This is a genomic window from Labilibacter marinus, from assembly GCF_001659685.2.
GTDB lineage: Bacteria > Bacteroidota > Bacteroidia > Bacteroidales > Marinilabiliaceae > Saccharicrinis > Saccharicrinis marinus.
In genome coordinates this window covers 1-23,060 of record NZ_LXYE02000066.1, presented here as the reverse complement: position 1 = coordinate 23,060, position 23,060 = coordinate 1, and the positions used below count along the sequence as shown (strand labels likewise).

The following is a 23,060-nucleotide window of genomic DNA, read 5'->3' as shown; positions in this document are numbered from 1 at the left end:
CCAATTGCGTAGCATGAACATAATGACTAGTTTTAATGTTGAAAACTTAAAAGACGAAACAGACATATCCAAAGCAAATAATCAAGCATATTGAAATGTGATTGTATTTTGCGTTGGCTATAAGCGTTTTACAAATTATTATACCAATGAAACTATTAGAAAAAATATTAGTCCCAATAGATTTAGAAAATACAGCTATTACAAAGCAAATTTTTGCAGCCTCTAAATTGGCCAGTAAAATGCAATCTGAATTATTGTTACTTCATGTACTGCCTAAGGAGGCAAAGCTAAATTCCATTAATTCAATAGTGCTTCGTTATGCCGAGCCCAAACTGCAAGCGTTTGTTGATGAATTGCAGGCAAAAGGTATTAAAGCCCGAAGCATCATTCAGTACGGAAATCCATTAGATCAAATTATTCATCTTTCGGAAAAAGAGGATGTGAATTTAATTGTGGTAACTAAAAGTGCCGAGTATTTTAAGGAAGATAAGAAGGTTAATGTACATTCTGAGAAAATATTACAGCGATCATTAAAGCCTGTATTGTTTGTAGATTCTGAAAGCATTAATGAGGTAAAACAGGTGCTTTGTCCTGTTGATTTTTCAACGGCCTCAGCAACAGCCTTAAATAATGCCATTAAATTAGCAAGAACCTTTGGATCGAAGTTGTTTGTAGTAAATGTTTTTGAGCCATTGCAAGAGCGCTTATCCATCCGCCTTGAAATTGATTATGATGAGGAAAATGATAAGCTAAAGAAGGAAAATAAAGAAGAGTTAGATGCATTTTTAAAAGATTTTGACTTTACTGACGTAGATTATGAGGTGTTTGTATTAAAAGGAAAACCTCACTCCGAAATATTATCCTTTAGCAAGCAAAATGGTATTGATTTAATTTTTATGGGAGCTACAGGTAAATCTTATTTGCAAAGAATGGTACTAGGTAGTGTTACCGAATTAATCATTAAGGAACTACATTGTTCTTTAATAGTAACAAAAACAGAGGACATTATTGAGCTTAAAATTGATAACGATATTTCTGAACTGGAACTTCATTTACAGCAAGCCGAAAGACTAGAAGCTACAGGTTACTATCAAGAGGCAATCGATCAGCTTAAAATTTGTTTGCAAATAAATGATATTCACTTACCTACTTTAAATAAGTTAAGCAAACTATATAAAAAGATAGGAGAGGACGAATTAGCTGAAAAATATAAGAAACAATCTTTACAGGTGTTAAATCGCTTGTGGGATAAAAAGATAGAGTTGGACTTAAGGAAGGGTTTGAAAATTTAAGTATTGATCTGGATAAATTTTTATCAAGAATAAATAATCCCCTGTCGATGTGCGGCAGGGGATTTGTTGTTTTAATATGTAATCTTTTTATATGAGTAAATAATAAATACCAATAGCCTTAATTAAAGTGCCAGCCACTGGCTAGTTTATTGTCGTCTTTAAATATATTAATAATTCTGCTATCATTTCTTTTGTCTGGAATCTCCATTCCAGAAAGAAGTCCTGGGTAACCTAGTCGAACTTCAATTGCATTTTCTGAATAGGTCATTAAAGGGTCTATCACTAGCCAATCGCAACTAGTAGATGAAATACTTGGCCAAAAATATCCTGAATAAATAAATGCATTGTTCGCTTTAATAGCAAAAGGAACCCCGTGCACAGAAAGCTCCATATCTTTTATTACACTTCTGGCTTTGTCAGATAAAGCAAAGGTGTAAGATGTTGGATTATATGATAAAAAGTCGGAATACTCTATTAGAGGCAATGTTTTAGTTTTAATTGTAGCTTCATCTATTTGAGAGGAGTTTCCAATGGTTGAAAAGGTGTCCACTAGGTATAATTCAACTTTACCACCAGAACTAGTGGCATCTTTTTCGCAACCTAAAGAGAATATGCATAGAATTACAATGAGTACGTAGTTCAAGTGTTTTTGTATCATAGTTTTAGTGTTTGTAGCTATGATAGTTTAAAAAGCTATGGGTTGCGTATAAATACTGAATATGACGACTATTCGCTAATAGGATCGGATTTATCAAATTCTTTTTTTAGCAACCAAGCTCCAATGGCAAAGACAATAATACCCTCACCAATTTGCAAACGGTTTAGTTAATATCAAGAGTATTCTATAAAAAGAAGGCTCATCGGAAAATTCCAATGAGCCTTAATAAAAATTAACCTTTGACTTCTATTAGTTCACAAACAAAAAGTCGCCGCCTCCTGCTCCGGTATGGCAACCAATACATCCTGCTAACTTACCACGATCAGCACTACCTTCTGCAGGTAACATACCAAACGGATTGGCATCATAATCGTTGTCTGCATCAAAGCCAATTTTCATATACTCCCAATCTTTATTGGCTGTATCATAACCCGGCTCGCGTTTTACCATGGCAAACGAAACGTATAAATTACCCATATTACCCTCGCCATCTAAAGCATACGTTTTTTTAGTAACGATAGTACCAGGAGCAATTGTGCCGTCGAGATCTGTCACGGATGAATATATTTTACGCACGGTTTCACTACCTGTTGTACCATCCGGACCACCATGAGCAAACGTACCTCCAGTTTCTGTTGCTAACATGTTGGTGGCTGCATTCAACTGTGCTTGCGTAATCATAATTTCATCAGGACCTTCATCTTTTTTGTCATCGTCATCTGAACAACTCACAAAAAGAGTTACGGCTAATAACATAGCCATTGTCTTAAATACATTATTTACTTTCATTTAATTATGGTTTTTATAGAATAGCGTGAGCGCCTTAAAACTTGCGTGCATTGAAGTCCTGTTGCGCTAAACTATTCTATGGTTAATAAAAAAGTCATTGGTTTATTTATGAGTGAATGAGCACTTGGATAGTCTTACATCCGTTAAAAAGCCATCGCACCTTCCTTTTATAACAAGTGAGCTTACTTCTTTAACCTGAGCAAAAGAACTGAGGTGTTGGCTTACGTAAGCGGAATCAAATGTGCAGGAAACACCTTGCAGCTCATCGAGCAATGCAATGGTTACCGATCCGTTGGGATTTGTATGAGCCGAAATAGGTTTGCCACTAACCTCAACCACCCTGTTTAAATACTGCTGATTGGCAATTGTTTCGTTATGCTCAAAAGCCTGTAATAAAGCATCAGCTGTTGTTGTTAAATCAACAGAAGCTTTTTCGTAATTGATATGAGGTTTATTGTATTGCAGGTAGGCAATAATTCCTGCAGAAATAGCAATGGCGCCTATAAACAGTAAGATTATCTTTTTATTCATGGCATTTGTTTTTAGCGTTCTTGTAAGTCAACGCGCACGGTTACTTCAATCTCTTTGGCAATATTGTTGCGCACAGCATTGGGTATTCTAATACGATAGTCTTCAGGTTTTACAATGAATTGTGTAGCACCTAATACGCCATCTTTACTCACGGTTAATGTGGCTGAAGCATTAATGGTGTTGGTTTCTCCATGTAGGGTAAGCTCACCTGTAACATTTACTTTATGCTCCCCTTCCTCTTTAACTAGTTTAGATGAAAAATCTTTGATTTGTCCTTTAAATATAGCTTTGGGATATTCATCCGATTCTAAATAGTTTTCGTTGAAATGCTCTTGCATGAGGGCTTTCTCAAATTCAAATGATTTAATGAGTAAAGCAAACGTTAACGCGCCTGTTTCACCATTTAATATTGCTGCTACTTCCTCGTTTTCTGCCTCTATATCCTCAATAGGAGAGTGCGAGTAAAATTTTATGTAGCCTGTTTTGGTCATGTATTTTTGAGCTTGTAATGCAGTGCATCCTAGCATAAGTAACATCAATAGGTATATTTTCATCGTAATAGTTTTAAGTGATCAGTACTTTATTTGTGTAAATTGAAGGTTCTCGATATGTTGAACCCTAAGTGGATATCTCCTTTAAAAAAGTCACCTGCAGTTTCGGTAATAAAACCTACTTCGCGCATCGGTAAACTATTGGTTACCATGATCTGGAAAACATGACCGCCCGTTTCTAAATCTATTCCTAAAGAAATGGGCTGGTGATATTCAATACCCTCTGGCATTGGACCAAAATCGGTTAAAAAGGTTTCGGCATTTACACTTAGGCGTTTGCTTAGTTTATATCGAGCTCCAATTCCCAAGGACATAATGTTGTTTTTCATACCCGCTTCAGGTACCAGGTTTTTATGAACTAAGGTTGGGGAAAGCTGTAAACTAAAGTTCTTGGAAAATTTACGGGCTATCAATAATTGGTGTACATATCCTACACGGTGCTTAAACTCGTAATCAGGAATTTCATTTTTTAGGGTGACTATTTCGGTAGTGGCTACATAAGATAAAAAGAAAGGCATACCTGCTTGTTGTTTTAAAATGGCTAGCTTGGCATATCCATCATAGGTTTTTCTGTAGCTACTTCGGCCAATCCCAATAGTTAAATAATCTAGCGGACTATATTCTAAGCTAAAGTGAATGGTTGCCTGATCTAATCCCCATAAATCGTAGGAACCTGTGTTTAACTGACCAAAGCGGTGCGAAATTCTAAAGTCCATTTCTCCTTTGGCAGGCTGCTCTACCGAATGACCGTTGATTACCCTAGAAGTTTTAAAAGTGCTACTTACTACAGAGCTTTCTTCGCCCAATAAATCGTCTATTAATTCATCATCGCTTTGTGCAACAAGCAAAAACGGGATGGCAAAAATGTATAGTATTGATAGTATGTATTTCATAAAATAAGTTTTTATAGTTGAAGGCTTGTTTAATTATCCAATGCGCCATTGGCTATCCATGCATCTAATTTGGAGATGGTACAATCATCTAGTTTTCCGCCTTGTGGCATTGGACTATAGCTAGGTAAATGTTTTATAGAGCCCATCAGCTTACCATTGTCCACATGTTTTTTGATGTCGCTATAGCTAACCAGGGTAATGCCTGTTCCATTACCCACACCATGGCATGATTTACAGTTGCGGGAAATAATAGGATCTATAGTGGCTGAGAAAGTAACATTTGAAGTGTCGCATTCTGACGCATCATAAAATTCTTCCTGATTGTCGTTAGAGCACGACGATATAAGCAAAGCTATGGTTAAAAAAGTAAGGAGTGTATGTTTCATAATTCATGAGTTTTCTGTGATGTTTGCCGGTATAGTCGGTCACAGAAAAATTCCTGACAGATTTTTAAATAAAAAAAGAGTTTTTAATCCTTTTTATTTAGTAGGGCTATTTTACAACAAGGTTTTGTTAGTCTTTTTAAGGTGTTTTTTCAGGAGGTAGTCTTTTTGTATATAGCTAAATGTAGATTCTTAGGTTTTTCCTGAAATAAATCATTGCAATGGTCATGTTTTAAGAAAATTTTGCGATTTTTGTCGGTCAAAATATTTAAGAAGAATCAATTAAAGTAATATATTATGCAAACGGTAGTAAGCGGTATCCGGCCAACCGGAAACTTACATTTAGGGAATTATTTTGGAGCGGTAAAAAACTTTTTGCGTATGCAAGATGAGTATAACTGTTATTTTTTTATTGCAGATTATCACTCATTAACCACCCATCCAACGCCTGAAAACTTGCATAATAATGTTCGCCAGGTTTTAGCTGAATATTTAGCTTGTGGATTGGATCCAGAAAAATCGACTATCTATGTTCAGAGTGATGTGCCGGCCATTGCAGAAATGTCCTTATTAATGAGCATGAATGCATATTTGGGCGAATTGGAGCGTACCACTTCGTTTAAAGACAAGGCTCGTAAGCAACCAGAGAATGTAAATGCAGGCTTATTGACTTATCCTGTTTTAATGGCTTGTGATATTTTAATTCACAAGGCAGATAAAGTACCTGTAGGTAAAGACCAGGAGCAAAACCTGGAGATGACACGTAAGTTTGCAGGGCGTTTTAATCATATGTACAAACAGGATTATTTTAAGATACCTCAATCATTTAACTATGGTGAGGCATTAGTTAAAATTCCAGGTTTAGATGGGTCGGGTAAAATGGGTAAATCGGAGGGTAATGGAATTTACCTGGCAGATGAGCCAAAGCCATTGCAAAAAAAGGTGATGAGAGCGGTTACAGATAGTGGTCCTACAGAGCCTAACTCACCTGTTTCAGAACCGATTCAAAATCTATTTACCTTGATGGATGTAGTTTCTACATCAGATACATTGCAGTTTTTTCAAGAAAAATATGCTAGCTGCGAAATTCGTTATGGCGATCTTAAAAAGCAATTAGCTGAGGATATCATCAAGTTTACTACACCAATACGCGAAAGAATTGAAGATATAAAAGCGGATAGTGATTATTTAAACAAGGTGGTTAAAATGGGTAGAGAAAAAGCCCAGGCTAGTGCTGAAAAAACCGTTAAAGAACTCAGAGAAATAATTGGAATTAAAAGATTCTAAACTCATATAATAGTACTGTTAAGAGCCGTGGGAATTTTCTCACGGCTTTTTTATGTCCATTCCTTTTTGACTTAGCCATTTTCAATTCGTAACTTAAACTGATTAAAACAAATTAGTTATGCAATCACGCAGAGAGTTTTTAATGAAAATGGCCATGCTGACTTCGGGAGTGATGTTGCCATGGCCGAGTATATTATCACAAAAGGATAAGTATGGCGCTATATTACCTTATCGAAAATTGGGTAATACGGGCGAAAAAATAACCATGTTGGGGCTTGGAGGATTTCATATTGGTCAGCCTTCCGAAGCGGAAGCGCAGGCTATGATAGAAAAAGCCATAGAGAAAGGAATTCGCTTTTTTGATAATGCACACGATTATCACAAAGGGGAGTCGGAGAAACGATATGGTAAGTTTTTAGTGCCTAAATATAGAGATGAGGTTTTTATTATGACTAAGTCTGGGGCTAAAGATTATAAAACGGCCAAGGAGGAATTAGAACGTTCCTTAAGCAGAATGAAAACAGACCAAGTAGACTTATGGCAGCTGCATAGCCTAAAGAATCCTGAAGATGTTGATAGCAGAATTAATAATGGTGTGTTAAAGGCAGTTGAGGAAGCTCTAAAAGAAAAAAAGATTAGGTATGCTGGTTTCACCTGTCACAACAGTCCGCGTGCTATGTTGCGTATGCTAGAGCAAGCTGAAGGGAGTGGACTCTTTTCAACAGCTCAAATGCCCATTAATGTAATTGATGCCTATAGTGATCCTAGTTTTATCAATCATGTGTTGCCTCAGCTAAACAAACAAAACATAGCTGTTCTAGGTATGAAATCCTTAGCAGATGGTCGGTTTTTTGAGAAGAAGCTTCGTTTTGGAAGAGAAATATGGCAAACAGAAACGCCTTTAATCCCCGATGTAATTTCTGTTGAGGAAGCTATTCAATTTGCTTGGACCATGCCAATTAGTTCTTTAATTGTAGGAACGGATAATGTTAGCATGTTGGAGGAAAAGATAGAATTTGTAAAAAGGATGAGTCAGGTAGATGAAGAATATCGAAAGAACCTATTAGCGAAAATAAGTGATTATCCATTATTGAAAAAAGTAGAGTATTATAAAAAAGATAGAGATTATTCTTTAGGATAAATATCAATTTTCGAAAAAAGATGGAGTCAGGATGTAATTCTTGGCTCTTTTTTTTGCTCTGTTTTGAAGTTATTTAGTCAAAACACCTTGGTATTATGATTATTAGCCAAATAAATATGAAATTTTATATATTCATTAATTAGCAGTAAATGAGGCATTAAGGTGTGTGTTGTGAAAATAAATGGAAAAAATACAGTAATATGTATTGCATAGTACCTAGTAAAAGACATATATTTGTAATACAATATTCAGGGTAATAGAAGGTATTATAAAAATATAGTAGACATGAAAACATCCGGAAATAGAGTAATGATAGTTTTGTCAGCTGTAATCTTAGGATTAACGCTGATTGTTCCGGTACTACCTGCAAAACATACCTTATTAAATAACGAGGTTGAGTTTATAGAACAACACGCCATTGATATTAACGATGTGTTTGATACAAGTGAAGTTTCAGTAGACTTTAAAATAGGCAGGGAACGCTCAATAAGATTGTAATAAAATTTAGGAACGAGGTAATCAATACTGTTTACTAAGTCAATAGGAGGAATTAGATATGAAGGTAGAAAATACAAAAGCGCAGATGAGAAAGGGAGTATTAGAATATTGTATTCTGGCTATCCTTTCACGTAGCGATAAGTATGCTTCTGATGTAATTAGTGAGTTGAAGGAGGCAAAGATGATTGTTGTTGAGGGTACGCTTTACCCTTTACTAACCCGTTTAAAAAATGCAGAACTGCTGACTTATAGATGGGAAGAGTCAACACAAGGACCGCCACGTAAGTATTACGAACTGACCGAAAAAGGTAGAGGATTTTTATCAGAATTAGATGCATCGTGGAATGAATTAGTGGATGCAGTAGATATTGTGAAAAACAAATAGTAAAAGCATATAGTCATGAAAAAAACATTAAACATTAATTTGAGCGGCAGAGTGTTTTACATCGATGATGATGCCTTTGCTCGTTTACGAGAATACCTGGATAAACTGGAGCGTTACTTCAAAAAGCAAGACGAAGGCCAGGAGATTATTAACGATATAGAAAGCCGAATTGCTGAATTGTTGGGAGATAGAATTTCGGAAAAATCGGGTGTGGTTACCATGGATATGGTGGATGAAATTATTGCCAAAATGGGACAGCCTGAGGAGTTTGATGACGAAGGAGAAGAGTTTAAGGAACGTAAGGAGTCTAAGCAAGAATATGCGAAGTATACTTATGGTAAGGCTAATAAGAGGTTGTTCAGAGATATTGACAGCAGAGTGCTTGGTGGTGTTTGTGGCGGTATTGCTGCCTATTTAAATATCGATCCAGTACTGGTACGTATTTTATTTGTGTTGTTTATCTTTCTGGGTTTAGGTATGACTATTCCTATTTATATTATTCTTTGGATTGTGGTTCCTGCTGCCATCACAACAGCTCAAAAGCTTGAAATGCGAGGCGAGAATGTAACTATTAGTAATATTGAAAAAGCTATTCGTAATGAATACGAAGACGTAAAGCAACGGTTTAGTAAGGTACGGAATACCAATGCCTACAGAAAAGGCGAAACCTGGTGGAGCAAGTTTACCAAACGCGATAAAACAATCATTTCCATCATAGCAATAGTTGGAGCTTTTTTTTTTCTAGGTGGCCTAGCTGATATAAATTGGTACCATCAGGATTTTGTACATCATGTTAATTTTCAACTAGGGCATATGCCATTCTTTCATTTTCCTGGTTTTTTGGTTACCATTTTTGTACTCCTAATAATAGGATTAATATTTAAATCACTGTTTAAGATTATTATCTACTTTATTGCATTTATGTTTTTAGCCATTATAGGTTTAAAAGTGGTAGGTTTTTTAATGGGCAGTGTATTTATGCTCTGCTAAGCAGTGTAAACGTTAGATATCAACTGGGATTCATATCTAAATACTAAAAAAAATGAAGAAAACATTATATATAAACCTAAACGGATTCGCTTTTCATATTGATGAAGATGCGTATGATAAGCTTAATCAATATCTTAAAAAAATAGAGAATAGCTTTTCGGATAAGGATGAGGCTAAAGAGATTGTAGCAGATATTGAAGCGCGTATTGCCGAATTATTTAGCGGTAAAAAAAGAAGTGCAGAAGAGGTAATTACTTTAACTGAGGTGGAAGAAGTAATAACCACCATGGGCGAGCCTCAGGATATTGCCGACGAGGAAGAGCCGCAAGCATCCTCTTCTAATTCGTCCAGTTCATCGGCTGCAGCTCCTATTTACAGAAAACGATTATATCGAGATACGGATAGCAGGTATTTAGGTGGTGTTTGTGGTGGTTTGGGTGCATATTTCGATATTGACCCACTGGTTTTTAGAATCATCTTTTTAATCACTTTTATTCTTTATGGTGCATCGTTACCCGTGTATATTGTATTGTGGATTGTGATGCCCAAAGCATTAACCATTACGCAAAAGCTTGAAATGAAGGGGCCTGCAAGTTACGAAGCTTGGGAGCAAAATATTAGAAACGAATATCAGGAAGTTTCGGAAAAGTTTAAACAGTCGCAGACCTACCAAAATTTTTCTGGCTCTTTTTCAAAAGGAACAGACGCTATGGGTAATGCTTTGCGAACTACAGTAAGAATTCTGTTGTCGATATTAGGCGTGGCTATTATGGTTGGAACCTTGGCCGCACTGGTTTCGCTTATCTTAACTTTCACCTTTGGATTTACCTTTTTCGATTTCTCAGGATTAGGAAATTATTATACCTCCTTACCTGGATATTTTCTGGCGAGTTCGGATATGATTATTGGCTCCATAGGTATTGTATTAGTCACGTGTATTCCAATTTTATTGCTTTTCTACTTAGGGTTTAGACTTGTATTTAGGTTTAGATCAGGAAATAGAGTGGTAGGAATTTCGGCATTAGTACTTTGGTTGGCAGGACTAATATTGGTGGTGTATACAACAGCTAGAGTGGCTCGCGAATTCTCGGTTACCGAGGACAAATATAAAAAGGAGCAATTAACAATTCCGCAGGATAGCACTATTTACCTAAATGCAAATACACAAACACATATTCCTGAATATCAAGAGCACTTATTTGATGTTAACCGTTTAGATGTGTACTTGGCAGATGAAAAAGTGCATATACAAGGTAGGCCACGAATAGAGTTGGTTAGAGGTGATGAGTTTGCTATGGATATTAAGAAAATGGCACGAGGAAGGTCACTTTCTAATGCACTTCAAAATTGTGATAATATTGAGTTCTTCTGGATGCAGAAAGATAGTATAATTAGCATCGATCCTGTATTTACCATTCAAGAAAACAGTAAGATTAGAGATCAAAAACTGACTGTGGTGATTACCGTTCCTGAAGGTGTAAAAGTTGAGGTAGCCGATGAACTGGAATGGGTTGTATATGATAATTTAGATTAACAAGTATTAAACTTAAACCAATTAACAATGAAGCTAGCGTGGCCAGAGCAGATAAAAGTATGATTGAAATTTGCAATGGTTATTTTGGTTTTACTAAATATTAGAAATATGAAGAATGTTTTAAGAATATCAATCGTCATACTGTTAGTAGGAATTAATAGTTTATCCATTTTTGCACAGCAGAAAGTGGCAGAAAAGATGTTTAATGATTTTAGAGGTCGAGATGAGGTGACTTATTTATCGCTATCTAAAAATCTTTTAAACTTTGTGGATTTTGATGTGGAGAGCGATGAAGATGGAGAGGAACATAAAGTAACTGGTGATTTACACGAAGTAAAGGTAGTGCTGTTTAAGCCTGAAGTAGCACCTGATGTTGAGTTTGTTGATCAGGTTCGTAAATACATGAAAAAGGGAAAGTACTCCTTAGTGGAGGATGATGATAACGATGAAGATTCAGAAGTTTGGGTGCATCGTAAGGGCCGCAAAGTGTATGAGTGTCACGTGATTTTTCAGGGAGAAAAAAACGGGGTGTTGTTGTCCTTCTTTGGTGACTTTAAAATTGATGATGTAGATAAACTCAAAGATAAAATGGAAGACTATAAGTAGAGTAGGGAGTTACAGGGAGTTTATAAAGTAAAAGGAAGAGCCTGTCCGCTTCATTCGTTATAGAGTGGCGACAGGCTCTTTTCTTGTAAGCAAAATAGCTTTAGGAGTACTTTTGTAAATGACCAATGGCAATATTTATATATCTTTATATTGTTATTAACTAGCAAAAACTAACCCTATGAGCTCAGCAGGACATGTATTAGATATGATCAAACGTTCTCGCTATAACGATTCTATCAGAAGAAAGCGTATGGAGAGAATGAGAGATATAAAAGATGCCTACCAAGAAGAGATTCGAAAAACACATCATATCGATTTTCGTAAAAAGGATATTAGTCAGGAAGAACTGGAAAAAATTAAAGCTAAGATTAGAAAGAAAACGATTCAGAAACAGCGTAAAGCGTGGCTTTATTCTGGAATAGGCACAATTGTAACCGTAATTGTTTTAGCTGCTTTAGTAAGCATGATAGTTATTGTATGCTGAAAACAGAGTGTTAGAGCAAGTTAGTTTTAATAAAGTGTTTACTTTTTGCTTACCAACTGAATTCAATATTACAATTTTGAAGTATTTTCTTTATTGTAATTTAAGAACTTGCTCAGGTTAACAATTTGGATTTATGAATAGCCCCAAAATATTGATAGTTGATGACTCTGTTGACAACCTAAAACTTATGGTGTCGGTGTATGCGGAGTATCTACCCTCATATAAGACTTACCAATGTAGTAACTCAGAAAATGCATTGGAAATTGCTTTGCAGATAAAGCCCGACTTAATAATTACAGACTGGGAAATGCCTAAGTTAATGGGGCTTGATTTAATTAAACAGATAAAAGAGGATGAGGCTTTAAAAGATATTCCTGTAATTATAGCCACAGGAGTAATGCTTACCAACGAACATTTAAAAATTGCATTAGAGGCGGGAGCGATTGATTATATTCGCAAACCGTTAGATCCAATAGAATTAGTGGCTCGTTCCAAATCGGCTGTGTTGCTGAACGATTATTATAATCAGATCGTAAAACAAAAAGATAAGGAGCTTACCGAAAATGCGCTTTCAATTGTAAAGAGTAGCCAGTTTTTAAAAAGCATTGGTAATACTATCGATAATATAGGTATTGAAATTGATGCCCATCCCGAAAAGGCAAAAAAGGACTTATTGCATTTAAAAAATGAGTTAGAGCAACAAAACAGTCAAGAGTCATGGAATAGATTTAGTTTATCCTTTTCGAAAGTACATGCTGATTTTGAAAAAAACTTAACAAAGAAGTATCCTAAACTAACTCCTGGGGAGCTAAAATTATGCTCGTTCATAAAACTAGGAATGACGAATAAAGAGATTGCATCTGTTCTGAATCAAACAACGGATAGCGTTAAAGTTTCCCGATATCGTTTACGAAAAAAAATAAACCTACCGAGTGGCGATAATTTAGAAGTTCATTTAGCTAAATTTTAAACCCATAATTAAGGCATCCTGAAAAGCTTTATCGTCTCCGGAATAAATAATCGCTTCCAGCAGTTTTAACCACTTATCAATACCGGCATCTGTACGATTAATTGTTTTAATAATCTGATTGATTTCCCAAATTTCAAATGCTTTATGTTGCTTTAGCTGAGTGATAAATGGTTTGAGGTATGTTTTATTCGCCTCGCTTAAGCGTAGCTTGGTTTTATTTTCGGATTCTAAGAGGTAATTATAATTGACCTCTTTTACATGAGGAATCTCTATCCAAAATTCGGCTCCTTTATTTTCTGAAATTACACCAATTTGTCCACCATGGGTCTCCACAGCTAATTTGCAAAAGGTAAGCCCTATGCCTGTTGAACCGGACTTTTGAATACCTTGTTTGGTTTGTTTAAAGCGATCGAAGATAGTCTTTTGCTCTTTTGCAGGAATAGCAGGACCATCATTCGAAATGCTTATTTTTAAAACACCACCATTATTTAAAATGGATTTCATTCGTATGATACTTCCTGTAGGAGCAAACTTAATTGCATTAGAAATGATGTTGATAATAACCCGTTGCAATATATTTTTATCCCCATTTATTAGGTAGTTTAATCGATTGACTTCTTGTAAATTGATAGAATGTGCTTGAAGCGAGTAACCAATCTCTTCCATCACTTGATCCATTAATTCGGAATACTTAAAATCCTGCTTAAAAAGAGTCAATTCTGTATTTTCAGCTTTGTAAACATCTAAAATGTTTTCTACCATATTAAGCATGTTATATCCCGATCGTTTTACCATCAGGTTTCTATCCTTATGGTCAGGAATAATTTCTGCATTAATAATGCTATTAATAGGAGCCTTTAAATCATGAATAACCATATTGGTCATATCCTCTTTAAACTGCGTTAGCTTATTCATCTGATTAATGTTCTCGTTTAACTTATGAGTTCTATCAATCACTTTTTTCTCTAACGACACGTTGAGTTCTTTAAGGTTGTTTGATAAGTGTAGGTTTTTGTTGTACATATTTGCCAAGCGCCTTCCTTGTATAATAGATAAAAGAAAAACGAAGGCTATAAGCCCAGTAGATACAAGGCTTGCGGTATGAATAATTTCTGAAACATATAAAATGTCATTTATCGCCAACAGCGAAAAAAGCAAATACGATATAAAAAACAGCTTCGATTCTTCACGTTTATTTTTTAGTGCTTTGATTGATACGTAGTAAACGTAGAATACAATCATTAATACATAGGCATAATGAGGGCGTGCAATATATTGAATTAAAGAACTATCAAGGATTATAGTGGCTGCAATTAATGCGATGGTGATTACACCTGTGATATTCCTTATTTTTATAGAAACCTCGTTGGGAAATAGTGAATGCAGAAAAAACACAAACGAAGAGGGCAGCAGATAAGGCATAGAGTGGTGCAGAATATAGCCTAGTTTAAAACTTGATTGAGGGAAATACAGAAAAAAAGACATGGAATCCTGGAAGGAGAAATCCACAGCGAATATTAAACAAGTCAAACTAAAATACAATGCAGTTCTCTCTCTTGTATTCACAAAAAATATGATAAGGTGATATAAGAACATAACGACAAGGCATATGATGACCCATAAATCTTTGCTGATGTTTCTTTCTCGTTCAATTATCATGTTTTTGGCCAAACCAAATTGAATAGGGTTAAAGATACCTCCTCTAAAGTGATCGAAGTTTGAAACCCATATAACAACATGTAAATGGCTTTGGTCTGCTGTAAATGAGTTGACAATAGTGTTTCGGTAAGGCAAATAGTTAGTGTCGGAAGATGAAACACCCACATAACCGTTGTGGCATACCTGCTGACCATTAATCATTATTTGCGAAGCATAAGCTATAAAATGATTGGGTCTAATAATAAAATTTCTACCCACATATTTTTCAGGTATTGTAATATTGAAATAGTAAGTTCCATACCCAAAGGCTGGCAGTTTATGTAGAGAATCGGGTTGATTGTTCCAACTTTGAATTAAGGAAATATCCTGAGTTAAATGAGTATTCATTTCTTGAGGACTATCGATAAACTGATGTGGAATAAACTTAGCCACTCCTTCTATCTCAAAAATCTGTTTTTCAAGCTCATCTCCTTCAAAGGTTGCACTACAATTTTTAAGTGTTTTCTGCAGTATATTATTCGAATAACATTTTGTATAACATACAGAAAATAGTAGCAATAGGGATAAGGAGATACGAATCATTTTTTCAGAAATAGGATTATAGCAATGCTATAACGAAACTATTAAAATTTGCTCTGAATCTATAATTGTATCAGTAGAAAGTTGCGGAAGAGTAATGTAATCAGGACGAAGTATATTGATTTCATCCTGATTATACAATATAACTATTCAAATTTTCGCTCAACAATAGGGTTGATAAACGGTTTTGAAGTAGTTGATTGACTGTGGTAGGAAATTAACTTATCATACATTTTAGGGTCATTCCATTCGCTTTTTATGGCATCGCTAAAAACAATGTCATCCAAAGAAAAATTAAACCATTCCAAATCTTCCTGAAAAGCTTCTGCATAACCTGTTTCAGTTTCATGCACTCTAACCGATTTCACACTCACTTCACCTTCTCCATTTTTAAATTCTGTTGCCTTAAGTATCTTATCAATCATAAATAATAAGCTTAACGAAAAGCACTCTGCCGATGGTGATACAGGCATTTCAACTACCCTATCGCTATTCCCTCTGATAAAGGTTTTAAATTCATCGCTTTCCTTACTCCACATAGCATAGGCGTGGTCAAAGCTATCCACAATATCTTTAATGGTTCCTTTGGTTAAGCCAAAGTCGTATATCATTTGGCCAAAATCAAGTTTTGTAGAAGTAAGGAATACCTCTACCACATAACTATGGCCATGTAATGATTTTTTGCATCTATCGCTTGAGCAGTCCCGTACAATATGCGCCCCCTCAAACTTAAATTTCTTTCTAATGATCATGTTGTTTGTTTATTTGTTGTCTGATTAATTGCTCTCTGTTTACTGAGAAGAAACTTCTCTTCGTAAATCATAATTTGTAAACCCGCCATCGTAATATTCACTGGTAAAAGCACCCTCGTTACTTTGTGTTCCTCTTAATGATTCGCAGGTGTGTACTAATCCACTTAGTTTTACATATACCGATTTTGTTTCTGCGGCTTTACTAACCTCGTCGTAAATCATCTTAGTCAGGTTCTCTTGCAAATGACCTCTGCGTGCTACCCAATCAACTATGCGTTGTAATTTTGAGATGCCCAAAACCTTTTCGTCAGGAATATAGCTAATTACGGCATACGATCCATCTCTGAAAAGCGTACTAAAAGGAGCAGTGTGATGCGAGCATACCGAAACGATATCCACACGTTTTGTAATGGGATATTTTTGTCCACTCTCATTAGGGAAACTAGCCATGTGGGGTCTGTGCGACCAACGTCCTGATAATAATTCTGAATCATCATTTAGGTCATCACCACAATACATTTTAGCTACCCGATAAGGCGTACCTTTCTCGCCACCTACATTAGGATCATTCATGTCTATCTTCATGGCCTTAAAGGCTTGCCCAATATGATATTCGGTAATCACTCGCATAATATAGTGCGCTTGTTCCGATATACCGCCAACCGATTCTACGTTATCTGATATCTTAAAATCCTGCAGATGGTTATATTCAATCCAAGCCGTCAAGAAATCCATCGACGGGTATTTCTGTTCAAATCTTTTCGCAACAAAATCTTTCAAGTAATCGAATTGTCCATTGCTTTCAGACTTTAATCCACTTACCTTATCTACTTGATGAGGCCTTGTATTTCTTATTCCTGTTTTTACAATTACTTCCTTCATATCTAATATTTCTTTTCTGTTGTCACATATTCTTAATAAAGATATTGCACTGACTCGCTTTGTCATAAATGCATTTCCTTCAAGATAAATAACTGTTTTTAATAGTTATTGTTTGTAAGAAGAACGATGAAGTTTAAATATTGTTTAAGTAAAACTACATAAATAGTGAACAATAATGATATTTAGGAAGGGTGAATGAGTTTTGGTTGTTGTAAATCAGTAGTTTGTGTTGGAGGGTCGAGTATGTTAAAAATATATTAAAAAAGGATTGATCAACTGTCAATCCTTCTTTATCTAGTCACTTATATCAATTTAGCTTTGAGGTTAGCGTTAAATAATTTCAGAGATATTAAGTTTATACAAGGCGTAAAATTGAGTCATAGCCATAGCTATGGTGATGTTTTACAACGTAGAATACACTTAATAGAATGGAGTTATAGCGCTAATATCATTGGGATATTGGTATTAGTGCTGATCTTCGTCTAGTTTCCATTTTTCGCTACCAAAGCGTGATGTTAGGATCGTTAGAATTTCATTTGCCGTAAATTCAACTGGTTTATTGGTGATATTTAAAACCGTAAAACCTCCTTTTTTATATAGGTTGGCTGCATAATCTAGTTCCATTCTAACCTTACGACGATCGATATAATCAGAGTTAGGATCCATATGAATTCGGTTTACTCTACTGCTACGTTGGGCAATTAAATACGCCATAGAAATAGTTAGACCAAAAACGCGTTTAGGATCAATTTGGAATAAGGTTTCTGGTACAGGTGTGCCAGGTACTATAGGCACATTAGCTACCTTCCAACCAAACATAGCTAAATAAATACTCAAAGGAGTTTTTCCTGTTCTGGAAACTCCTGCTAGTACTATATCGGCGGTAGCTAATTTATCTACATGCTGGCCATCATCGTGCTGCATGGTAAATTCAATGGCTCGTACCCTGCGGTAATATTCCATATCGCGTAAACGGAAAAGACCAGGCTGTTCCACGGGTTTCATATCCAGCACAGTGTCCAGGTAATCCGTCATGTTACCCACTAGGTCAAAATGCCTGATTTCCTTTTTTTCACAGGTGTCAATCAGTTTTCTTCGGGCTACATGGTCAACCATGGTGTGTGCAATTACACCATTTTTTTCAATCACCTTATCTGTTATTTTATCAATCTGCTCTTGTGTGCTCACCTCAGGTTCTATTATAACCGGTATTTTATGCTTAGGATATTGAATTAGCATAGACTGAACCAAGGTATTTCCAGCAACTCCTTTTCCTCCAGAAACGATGTAAATAGGAGGCATGTTTGAATTTTCTTCCATAGCAGTAGATTTTTGCTTTAAGATAAAATAATCTTCCTACTCTCGCAACAATTCAAAGCAGCAAGTACTTTCAAAAAAGCAAGTGTATTTATGAGTGTCAAAAATATATTTGTAAGCCTATTGTTTACAATAATAGTTGGCTATTACTTATCTCTTTGTTCTGAGTATGGAAGAATACGGCCCAAATATTTATTTCATTGGCATATTTTAAAGGTATTAAATCTAAAATATATTGGCCTTCTATCCTTTTGACTTTTGTATTTATTGATTTGGCATGACTAGTGCCATCTGCTCTATTCCAATAAAGCCTAAGCCCATTATGCTGCAGGTTAGTACTCAATTCGTTATCGATATCCCAACTAATTATTAATTGGTCCGCACTTTTTACAGCACGTAAATTATTAGGCAGCGGAAGATCTCCTTTCGCGATCAAAGCCTTTCTTAAATCAACATATTGATTGGGATAATTACCACTTATACCATATTTAAGATTATATGATTGTGCAGACTGGTATGGAGATCGTCCTATTCCGTTTTCGTAGAAAGTATCATTTAAATAGGGAACAAAGCATCGTAAAAAACTATGTACTAGAGTCATCTTTTGCCTTTGGCGTAGTTGCGCAATGCTTTTTTTGTCGTAATAATAAGAAGGTTTTGACCTCATACAGGATATTCCTCTCCATTGGTACATTACAACATTGCCAATGGTTCCTGAGCCTCCATCCAGAATATTTGTTTTTAATCGTGCCATGCTTGAATTAGTTAAAGGTTAGTTGTTACAAAACATAGGGTTCTATTCCTAGTATGAGTCGAAACAAGTTCTGTGCCAAGCCTGATGAAACACATACTAAACTCAGACCAAACTCACAATTATGTGAGTTTGGTCTGAGTTTAGTCTTACTTATATCTATGTTTATTGCGCAGCAGTGTGCCAGTTATTACGAATCTTCCTTGAGGCTTAATGTTTATGATATAACTGACTGATAAAACACTTTAATAGGGATTGTAAGAATTGTTCTGGAATTCCAGACTCTATTAGTAGTTAATCTCTCTGGAGTTATTTAATATCCTAAGGTGGTAGTAAACAATAGAGGCGGTCTTTACATCGCAGTGTAACTTCAAGGGAGTTGAAAAGCAGAACTATTTTTAAAATTGGGCACTAGTCTATTTAACAAGTGGTCTAAGCATGTGATTTCATATTAAACTCAGGATTCAGAGTGAAAAATCACTAAATAGTTATCCTACATGAAGAGGAATGTTCTAGATGATGACAGGGCTTAAGTTGCTTTGTAGTAGGTAAATGCTTGTTTCTTGAGCTGAAGAGTTATCTCCCGAAAAAGCTATGATAAGATGTAATGTTTACTTTTTGCTTACTGAATGTTACAAACTTCAATGTGTAAGCAGCGTATACTCGCCAGAATTTATCCACTATAGATCGAATTGCAGTACTTTAATACCAATTTGTCAGGTAATATCGACTGTTAATCAGAATAAGCAAAAACAATAGAACTCTAGAAGGAGTGTTGCGTATCAATGGCTATTGGATTTTTTTGGAGAAAAATAAGGAAAGAATAATTATAATTTTTATGAAGCAAAACAGGAGTAAACTTTGGGTAACGATAATATTGATCATGCTTGCGATGCCTTTATTTTCGCAAACGCCGGGATTAATTTATAAACCAGCAACGGGAGCTGGAGCATTAGTGTTAGACCCTAATCAAGATGGGTATGTATCTGTAAATGCTTATGGTTTTATATCGGACGATGTAGCAGAAAGTGAGTTGCCGTATGTTGCTGTTCCGGTGATATCGTTGGAACCCAATGCAGATCCTGGGCCGGGACCGAATCATGCATTTAACGATATTGTAGATAACCCAGATGAACCTAATAATGCTGTTTTTGTGGGATTAGATGCTAGTAATAATTTACTGGTTAGGTTTCGTTTAGGAGGATCTTCCCCAAACTCAAAATCATATAACCTACTAATTGATACAGATGGTAAATTTGGTTTTGATGGACCCAATGCAGATCCCAATGCCGTAGATGGTAACCCTGGTTTTGAGATAGAAATAGACTTAGCAACAAATTTTGGAGTTGGATTATATGATATCGATGGTTTAATTAACCCTGTTACTGTTATTGATCCGGCTGATGATATAGCTTCAGGTGGTTTGCCGTACGATCAATATGCACAAAAATCGGTTGCACTAACTACTGAACATGGAGATATTGATGTTTTTTATGATTTCTTTATTCCATTTTCAAAAATAACAGCAGCCTTTCCAGATGTAACTCCAAGTACTCCATTAAGGTTTTTATTTGCCACTTCGATGAATCCTCATCCTGTTATAGGAAATAGTGCTGCATCGGATTTAGGGGGTATTGATGATGATAAATATGCCTACAATTATGATGGAATGTTCGATTTGTTAGTCGGCAAGCTTGATCCAATTTCGATTGATGATTTAGGAAATGGCCTGCCGGTAAAACAAAGAACCAACTGCCCTTATGTGGGCAGCGCTGAGTCTACAGTAATAACAGGGACATATGACCCAGAATTAAATTATACTACAGGTTTAAGAAAAACATATCTGGCTCCAACAACAATTAAAGTTTACAAAAGAGTGGGAGCAGCCTTAACTTTATTGGGGACAACAGCTCCTGCGGATGAAGCGATTGGAAGCTGGATTTTAGATAATACGGGGAATGGAACCTGGGAGGGAGTTACTTTGTCTTTAGGAGATACAATTGTGGCAAGCGCTTTAGCAGATGCAACAGCATATTCTGATTCAGTGCAATATGGAGAATCATATAACAATTGTAACTATGGATTGATTGGTGCAGCATGTAGTTCACCTTTGTTTGGTATTTCAACAAATGCTAAAGGGGTATGTGGAACAGGATATATTCCAGGAGCTATATTTAAGGCATATTTTAATGGAGTGGAAATTGTTCAGGATGCAAATAACTTGTTTACTGATTTAGGTCCGGATGCAGCAAACCCAGGATATAATCTTTGGGTATTTTCTTGTAATGGAACTTCGTCTTGTAGTAGCGGTTCTCCATGTTTGGCTGATGGCTATTATGAAATGACACAGCAACAAACAGGGGCATGTGAATCAGACCCAGCTAGTGCGTGTTATGGAGGTGTAGCTGCATCTGTTACGCCCACAATAACAACTAGTCCAATATTAACTAGTACAACCACACTTAATGGTACTTCAGGATCAGGAGCTATCGTTGAGATTTTTGTTGATGATGAAATAGTAACGTCAGTTACAGCAACGGGAACAAGTTGGACTGCTTCACCTCTTACTTTTACAGAGGGACAAAGCGTATATGCCAGAGCTTTTGAAACTGGATTATGTGCCTCCAACTTATCTTTAACATCAACGGTCGTATCTCAAACCAATACGCCAACAATAACAGGCGATTATTGCACTGCAACAACAATAACAGAGATATCTGGATATGTTGAAGAGATATCTGGAAATGTAGAAATATATGTAAATGGAACGGGTTCAGGAATAACAGGAGCCATTTCTGAAACAGGATCATGGACTGTAACAGGACTTGGTTTAAACCCTGCAGACATAATCACTGCTTTTGCTACAGATGGTTCACGACCACAAAGTAATGTTTCCAATTCAATAATCATTGGAACAATTTCTGCGAATACAGCTGTTGTTACTGGCTCATATACCGAAGGCGACTTGGTTGTTTCAGGTAGCGGAACTGAAGGGGATGTAGTAACATTATACTTAGACGGATATTATGCCTATACCGATGCAAGTCAGTCGGTAATTGCGACCGATGTGGTAGCTTCAGGAGCATGGAGTATTACATTGCATACGGATTTTCCATTATATGCAAATGCGGAATTGAGTGTATCCTCAACTACGGGAGCGAACTGTGAATCAGATCAATCAGCTATAGTTGAAGTTGCATGTAACGCTCCAACTAATACGTTAACGATTATCCCAACACCTTCGGAAATTTGTTATAATGAAATGGGGTCTCTAACAGTTGAGAATACTGAAGGATTTGTAGTATATACACCATGGAAAGGTGATCTTTCAACAGGAAGTCCTATTGGGTTTTCAGTAATGTCAACAACAAATGGTTCTGACATAACATTAGAAACGCAACAGCTTACAGGTAATGAAACGATTACTGTTAAGATGCAAAAAATATCTTCGGGAACATGTGAGTCTCTTAATACTAACAGTGCAAGTTATACCGTAAATCCTGAATTAACTGCAGGTATAAGTTCATCTTCAGATCCAACATGCTTGGGAGGTTCAGATGGAGAAATAATTGCTTCAGTTTCTGGGGGATCAGGTACCGGTTACGAATATCAATTAAATGGAGGGGACTGGCAGTCATCTGCAACTTTCTCAAATTTACCGGCTTCAACTTATAATATTATAGCAAGAGATAATACATTATGTACTGATGATTATAATAACATTGTTTTAAACGATGGTGTAGGACCATGTTCTATAAATATATCTATAAATGATATTAGTGCTGCAGAGGGTAACTCAGGGACATCAAATTTTGATTTTACAGTAGGTTTAGATAATGCTTACGGTTCAAATATAACAGTTGATTACGTAATAGCTCATGGAGCAGTTAATCCTACAGATAATTCTGATATCACGACGGGTTCAGGTACAATTACCATATTAGCAGGAGAAACTTCTCAAACAATATCAGTTAGTGTTAGTGGTGACACTTCAATTGAAAATGATGAAAGTTTTACTGTTACAATCTCAAACCCTAGTTTTGGTAATATTACTGATGACATTGGGGAGGGAATAGTACAAAATGATGATGTGCCTGCCGTTAATAATAATCCAACCGCAGTATTAAA

Annotated in this window: 22 protein-coding genes; 11 read left to right on the top strand and 11 right to left on the bottom strand. The window is 35.9% G+C overall.

All coding sequences use genetic code 11. From position 1 onward, the window contains the following. Window positions 1–146: 146 nt before the first annotated feature. A complete protein-coding gene (locus tag A8L32_RS22660; protein ID WP_066633569.1) occupies window positions 147–1,292 on the top strand; it encodes a universal stress protein in 1,146 nt (381 codons plus the stop codon). A 118-nt stretch (window positions 1,293–1,410) separates the two neighbouring features. On the opposite strand, the gene A8L32_RS22655 is transcribed toward A8L32_RS22660, so the two are convergent. The 6 genes from A8L32_RS22655 to A8L32_RS22630 form a co-directional block, all read right to left on the bottom strand. Beyond that, window positions 1,411–1,950 (bottom strand): hypothetical protein, encoded by a 540-nt coding sequence (locus tag A8L32_RS22655; protein ID WP_066633567.1) that lies wholly within the window; start codon window positions 1,948–1,950, stop codon window positions 1,411–1,413. A gap of 249 nt (window positions 1,951–2,199) precedes the next feature. After that, window positions 2,200–2,739: a hypothetical protein gene (locus A8L32_RS22650; RefSeq protein ID WP_066633565.1), complete on the bottom strand. Its 540-nt coding sequence runs from the start codon at window positions 2,737–2,739 to the stop codon at window positions 2,200–2,202. A 102-nt stretch (window positions 2,740–2,841) separates the two neighbouring features. Then, window positions 2,842–3,270, bottom strand: coding sequence for an OB-fold protein (locus A8L32_RS22645; RefSeq protein ID WP_066633563.1), 429 nt, complete (start codon window positions 3,268–3,270; stop codon window positions 2,842–2,844). An 11-nt stretch (window positions 3,271–3,281) separates the two neighbouring features. Further along, window positions 3,282–3,824, bottom strand: a complete 543-nt coding sequence (locus A8L32_RS22640; protein ID WP_066633560.1) for a YceI family protein — start codon at window positions 3,822–3,824, stop codon at window positions 3,282–3,284. Between the two features lie 26 nt (window positions 3,825–3,850). Beyond that, window positions 3,851–4,714 (bottom strand): DUF5777 family beta-barrel protein, encoded by an 864-nt coding sequence (locus A8L32_RS22635; RefSeq protein ID WP_066633557.1) that lies wholly within the window; start codon window positions 4,712–4,714, stop codon window positions 3,851–3,853. A 29-nt stretch (window positions 4,715–4,743) separates the two neighbouring features. Beyond that, window positions 4,744–5,100, bottom strand: a complete 357-nt coding sequence (locus A8L32_RS22630; RefSeq protein ID WP_075591614.1) for a cytochrome c family protein — start codon at window positions 5,098–5,100, stop codon at window positions 4,744–4,746. A gap of 294 nt (window positions 5,101–5,394) precedes the next feature. On the opposite strand from A8L32_RS22630, the gene trpS reads away from it, so the two are divergent. From trpS to A8L32_RS22585, 9 genes are all read left to right on the top strand, one after another. Next, complete coding sequence (gene trpS, locus A8L32_RS22625; protein WP_066633552.1) at window positions 5,395–6,384, top strand: tryptophan--tRNA ligase; 990 nt, start codon at window positions 5,395–5,397, stop codon at window positions 6,382–6,384. A 118-nt stretch (window positions 6,385–6,502) separates the two neighbouring features. Beyond that, window positions 6,503–7,525, top strand: coding sequence for an aldo/keto reductase (locus A8L32_RS22620; protein WP_066633548.1), 1,023 nt, complete (start codon window positions 6,503–6,505; stop codon window positions 7,523–7,525). 285 nt (window positions 7,526–7,810) lie between these two features. After that, window positions 7,811–8,023 carry a hypothetical protein gene (locus A8L32_RS22615; protein ID WP_066633546.1) on the top strand — a complete coding sequence of 71 codons (213 nt, stop codon included), beginning with the start codon at window positions 7,811–7,813 and terminating at the stop codon, window positions 8,021–8,023. 58 nt (window positions 8,024–8,081) lie between these two features. Next, window positions 8,082–8,408, top strand: coding sequence for a PadR family transcriptional regulator (locus A8L32_RS22610; protein WP_066633544.1), 327 nt, complete (start codon window positions 8,082–8,084; stop codon window positions 8,406–8,408). Window positions 8,409–8,423: 15 nt separating this feature from the next. Beyond that, on the top strand, window positions 8,424–9,398 hold the full coding sequence (locus A8L32_RS22605) for a PspC domain-containing protein (RefSeq protein ID WP_066633542.1): 975 nt from the start codon (window positions 8,424–8,426) through the stop codon (window positions 9,396–9,398). Window positions 9,399–9,450: 52 nt separating this feature from the next. After that, a complete protein-coding gene (locus A8L32_RS22600) occupies window positions 9,451–10,932 on the top strand; it encodes a PspC domain-containing protein (RefSeq protein ID WP_066633540.1) in 1,482 nt (493 codons plus the stop codon). Between the two features lie 108 nt (window positions 10,933–11,040). Then, window positions 11,041–11,538, top strand: coding sequence for a DUF4252 domain-containing protein (locus A8L32_RS22595; protein ID WP_158027286.1), 498 nt, complete (start codon window positions 11,041–11,043; stop codon window positions 11,536–11,538). A 178-nt stretch (window positions 11,539–11,716) separates the two neighbouring features. After that, window positions 11,717–12,022 carry a hypothetical protein gene (locus A8L32_RS22590; RefSeq protein WP_066633535.1) on the top strand — a complete coding sequence of 102 codons (306 nt, stop codon included), beginning with the start codon at window positions 11,717–11,719 and terminating at the stop codon, window positions 12,020–12,022. A 133-nt stretch (window positions 12,023–12,155) separates the two neighbouring features. Next, window positions 12,156–12,992, top strand: a complete 837-nt coding sequence (locus A8L32_RS22585; RefSeq protein ID WP_066633533.1) for a response regulator — start codon at window positions 12,156–12,158, stop codon at window positions 12,990–12,992. On the opposite strand, the gene A8L32_RS22580 is transcribed toward A8L32_RS22585, so the two are convergent. The 5 genes from A8L32_RS22580 to A8L32_RS22560 all read right to left on the bottom strand — a co-directional run bounded on the left by A8L32_RS22580 (window position 12,978) and on the right by A8L32_RS22560 (window position 18,935). After that, a complete protein-coding gene (locus A8L32_RS22580; protein WP_066633531.1) occupies window positions 12,978–15,233 on the bottom strand; it encodes a sensor histidine kinase in 2,256 nt (751 codons plus the stop codon). The genes A8L32_RS22585 and A8L32_RS22580 overlap by 15 nt on opposite strands. Before the next feature lie 143 nt (window positions 15,234–15,376). Beyond that, on the bottom strand, window positions 15,377–15,982 hold the full coding sequence (locus A8L32_RS22575; protein ID WP_066633529.1) for a 6-pyruvoyl trahydropterin synthase family protein: 606 nt from the start codon (window positions 15,980–15,982) through the stop codon (window positions 15,377–15,379). Window positions 15,983–16,021: 39 nt separating this feature from the next. Next, on the bottom strand, window positions 16,022–16,864 hold the full coding sequence (locus A8L32_RS22570) for a GTP cyclohydrolase I (protein ID WP_066633527.1): 843 nt from the start codon (window positions 16,862–16,864) through the stop codon (window positions 16,022–16,024). A gap of 465 nt (window positions 16,865–17,329) precedes the next feature. Continuing rightward, the gene (locus A8L32_RS22565) at window positions 17,330–18,184 is read right to left on the bottom strand and encodes a pyruvate, water dikinase regulatory protein (RefSeq protein ID WP_066633525.1); all 855 of its coding nucleotides are present in this window, start codon (window positions 18,182–18,184) and stop codon (window positions 17,330–17,332) included. A 124-nt stretch (window positions 18,185–18,308) separates the two neighbouring features. Beyond that, window positions 18,309–18,935, bottom strand: a complete 627-nt coding sequence (locus tag A8L32_RS22560) for a DUF6266 family protein (RefSeq protein ID WP_066633521.1) — start codon at window positions 18,933–18,935, stop codon at window positions 18,309–18,311. A gap of 835 nt (window positions 18,936–19,770) precedes the next feature. On the opposite strand from A8L32_RS22560, the gene A8L32_RS22555 reads away from it, so the two are divergent. Further along, on the top strand, window positions 19,771–23,060 hold a 3,290-nt coding region (locus A8L32_RS22555), incomplete at its 3' end, for a Calx-beta domain-containing protein (RefSeq protein WP_143525208.1).

Excerpts from the sequence above, each read along its gene's own strand:
- A8L32_RS22660 (WP_066633569.1), top strand. The coding sequence starts at position 147 with ATGAAACTATTAGAAAAAATATTAGTCCCAATAGATTTAGAAAATACA.
- A8L32_RS22655 (WP_066633567.1), bottom strand. The coding sequence starts at position 1,950 with ATGATACAAAAACACTTGAACTACGTACTCATTGTAATTCTATGCATA.
- A8L32_RS22650 (WP_066633565.1), bottom strand. The coding sequence starts at position 2,739 with ATGAAAGTAAATAATGTATTTAAGACAATGGCTATGTTATTAGCCGTA.
- A8L32_RS22645 (WP_066633563.1), bottom strand. The coding sequence starts at position 3,270 with ATGAATAAAAAGATAATCTTACTGTTTATAGGCGCCATTGCTATTTCT.
- A8L32_RS22640 (WP_066633560.1), bottom strand. The coding sequence starts at position 3,824 with ATGAAAATATACCTATTGATGTTACTTATGCTAGGATGCACTGCATTA.
- A8L32_RS22635 (WP_066633557.1), bottom strand. The coding sequence starts at position 4,714 with ATGAAATACATACTATCAATACTATACATTTTTGCCATCCCGTTTTTG.
- A8L32_RS22630 (WP_075591614.1), bottom strand. The coding sequence starts at position 5,100 with ATGAAACATACACTCCTTACTTTTTTAACCATAGCTTTGCTTATATCG.
- trpS (WP_066633552.1), top strand. The coding sequence starts at position 5,395 with ATGCAAACGGTAGTAAGCGGTATCCGGCCAACCGGAAACTTACATTTA.
- A8L32_RS22620 (WP_066633548.1), top strand. The coding sequence starts at position 6,503 with ATGCAATCACGCAGAGAGTTTTTAATGAAAATGGCCATGCTGACTTCG.
- A8L32_RS22615 (WP_066633546.1), top strand. The coding sequence starts at position 7,811 with ATGAAAACATCCGGAAATAGAGTAATGATAGTTTTGTCAGCTGTAATC.
- A8L32_RS22610 (WP_066633544.1), top strand. The coding sequence starts at position 8,082 with ATGAAGGTAGAAAATACAAAAGCGCAGATGAGAAAGGGAGTATTAGAA.
- A8L32_RS22605 (WP_066633542.1), top strand. The coding sequence starts at position 8,424 with ATGAAAAAAACATTAAACATTAATTTGAGCGGCAGAGTGTTTTACATC.
- A8L32_RS22600 (WP_066633540.1), top strand. The coding sequence starts at position 9,451 with ATGAAGAAAACATTATATATAAACCTAAACGGATTCGCTTTTCATATT.
- A8L32_RS22595 (WP_158027286.1), top strand. The coding sequence starts at position 11,041 with ATGAAGAATGTTTTAAGAATATCAATCGTCATACTGTTAGTAGGAATT.
- A8L32_RS22590 (WP_066633535.1), top strand. The coding sequence starts at position 11,717 with ATGAGCTCAGCAGGACATGTATTAGATATGATCAAACGTTCTCGCTAT.
- A8L32_RS22585 (WP_066633533.1), top strand. The coding sequence starts at position 12,156 with ATGAATAGCCCCAAAATATTGATAGTTGATGACTCTGTTGACAACCTA.
- A8L32_RS22580 (WP_066633531.1), bottom strand. The coding sequence starts at position 15,233 with ATGATTCGTATCTCCTTATCCCTATTGCTACTATTTTCTGTATGTTAT.
- A8L32_RS22575 (WP_066633529.1), bottom strand. The coding sequence starts at position 15,982 with ATGATCATTAGAAAGAAATTTAAGTTTGAGGGGGCGCATATTGTACGG.
- A8L32_RS22570 (WP_066633527.1), bottom strand. The coding sequence starts at position 16,864 with ATGAAGGAAGTAATTGTAAAAACAGGAATAAGAAATACAAGGCCTCAT.
- A8L32_RS22565 (WP_066633525.1), bottom strand. The coding sequence starts at position 18,184 with ATGGAAGAAAATTCAAACATGCCTCCTATTTACATCGTTTCTGGAGGA.
- A8L32_RS22560 (WP_066633521.1), bottom strand. The coding sequence starts at position 18,935 with ATGGCACGATTAAAAACAAATATTCTGGATGGAGGCTCAGGAACCATT.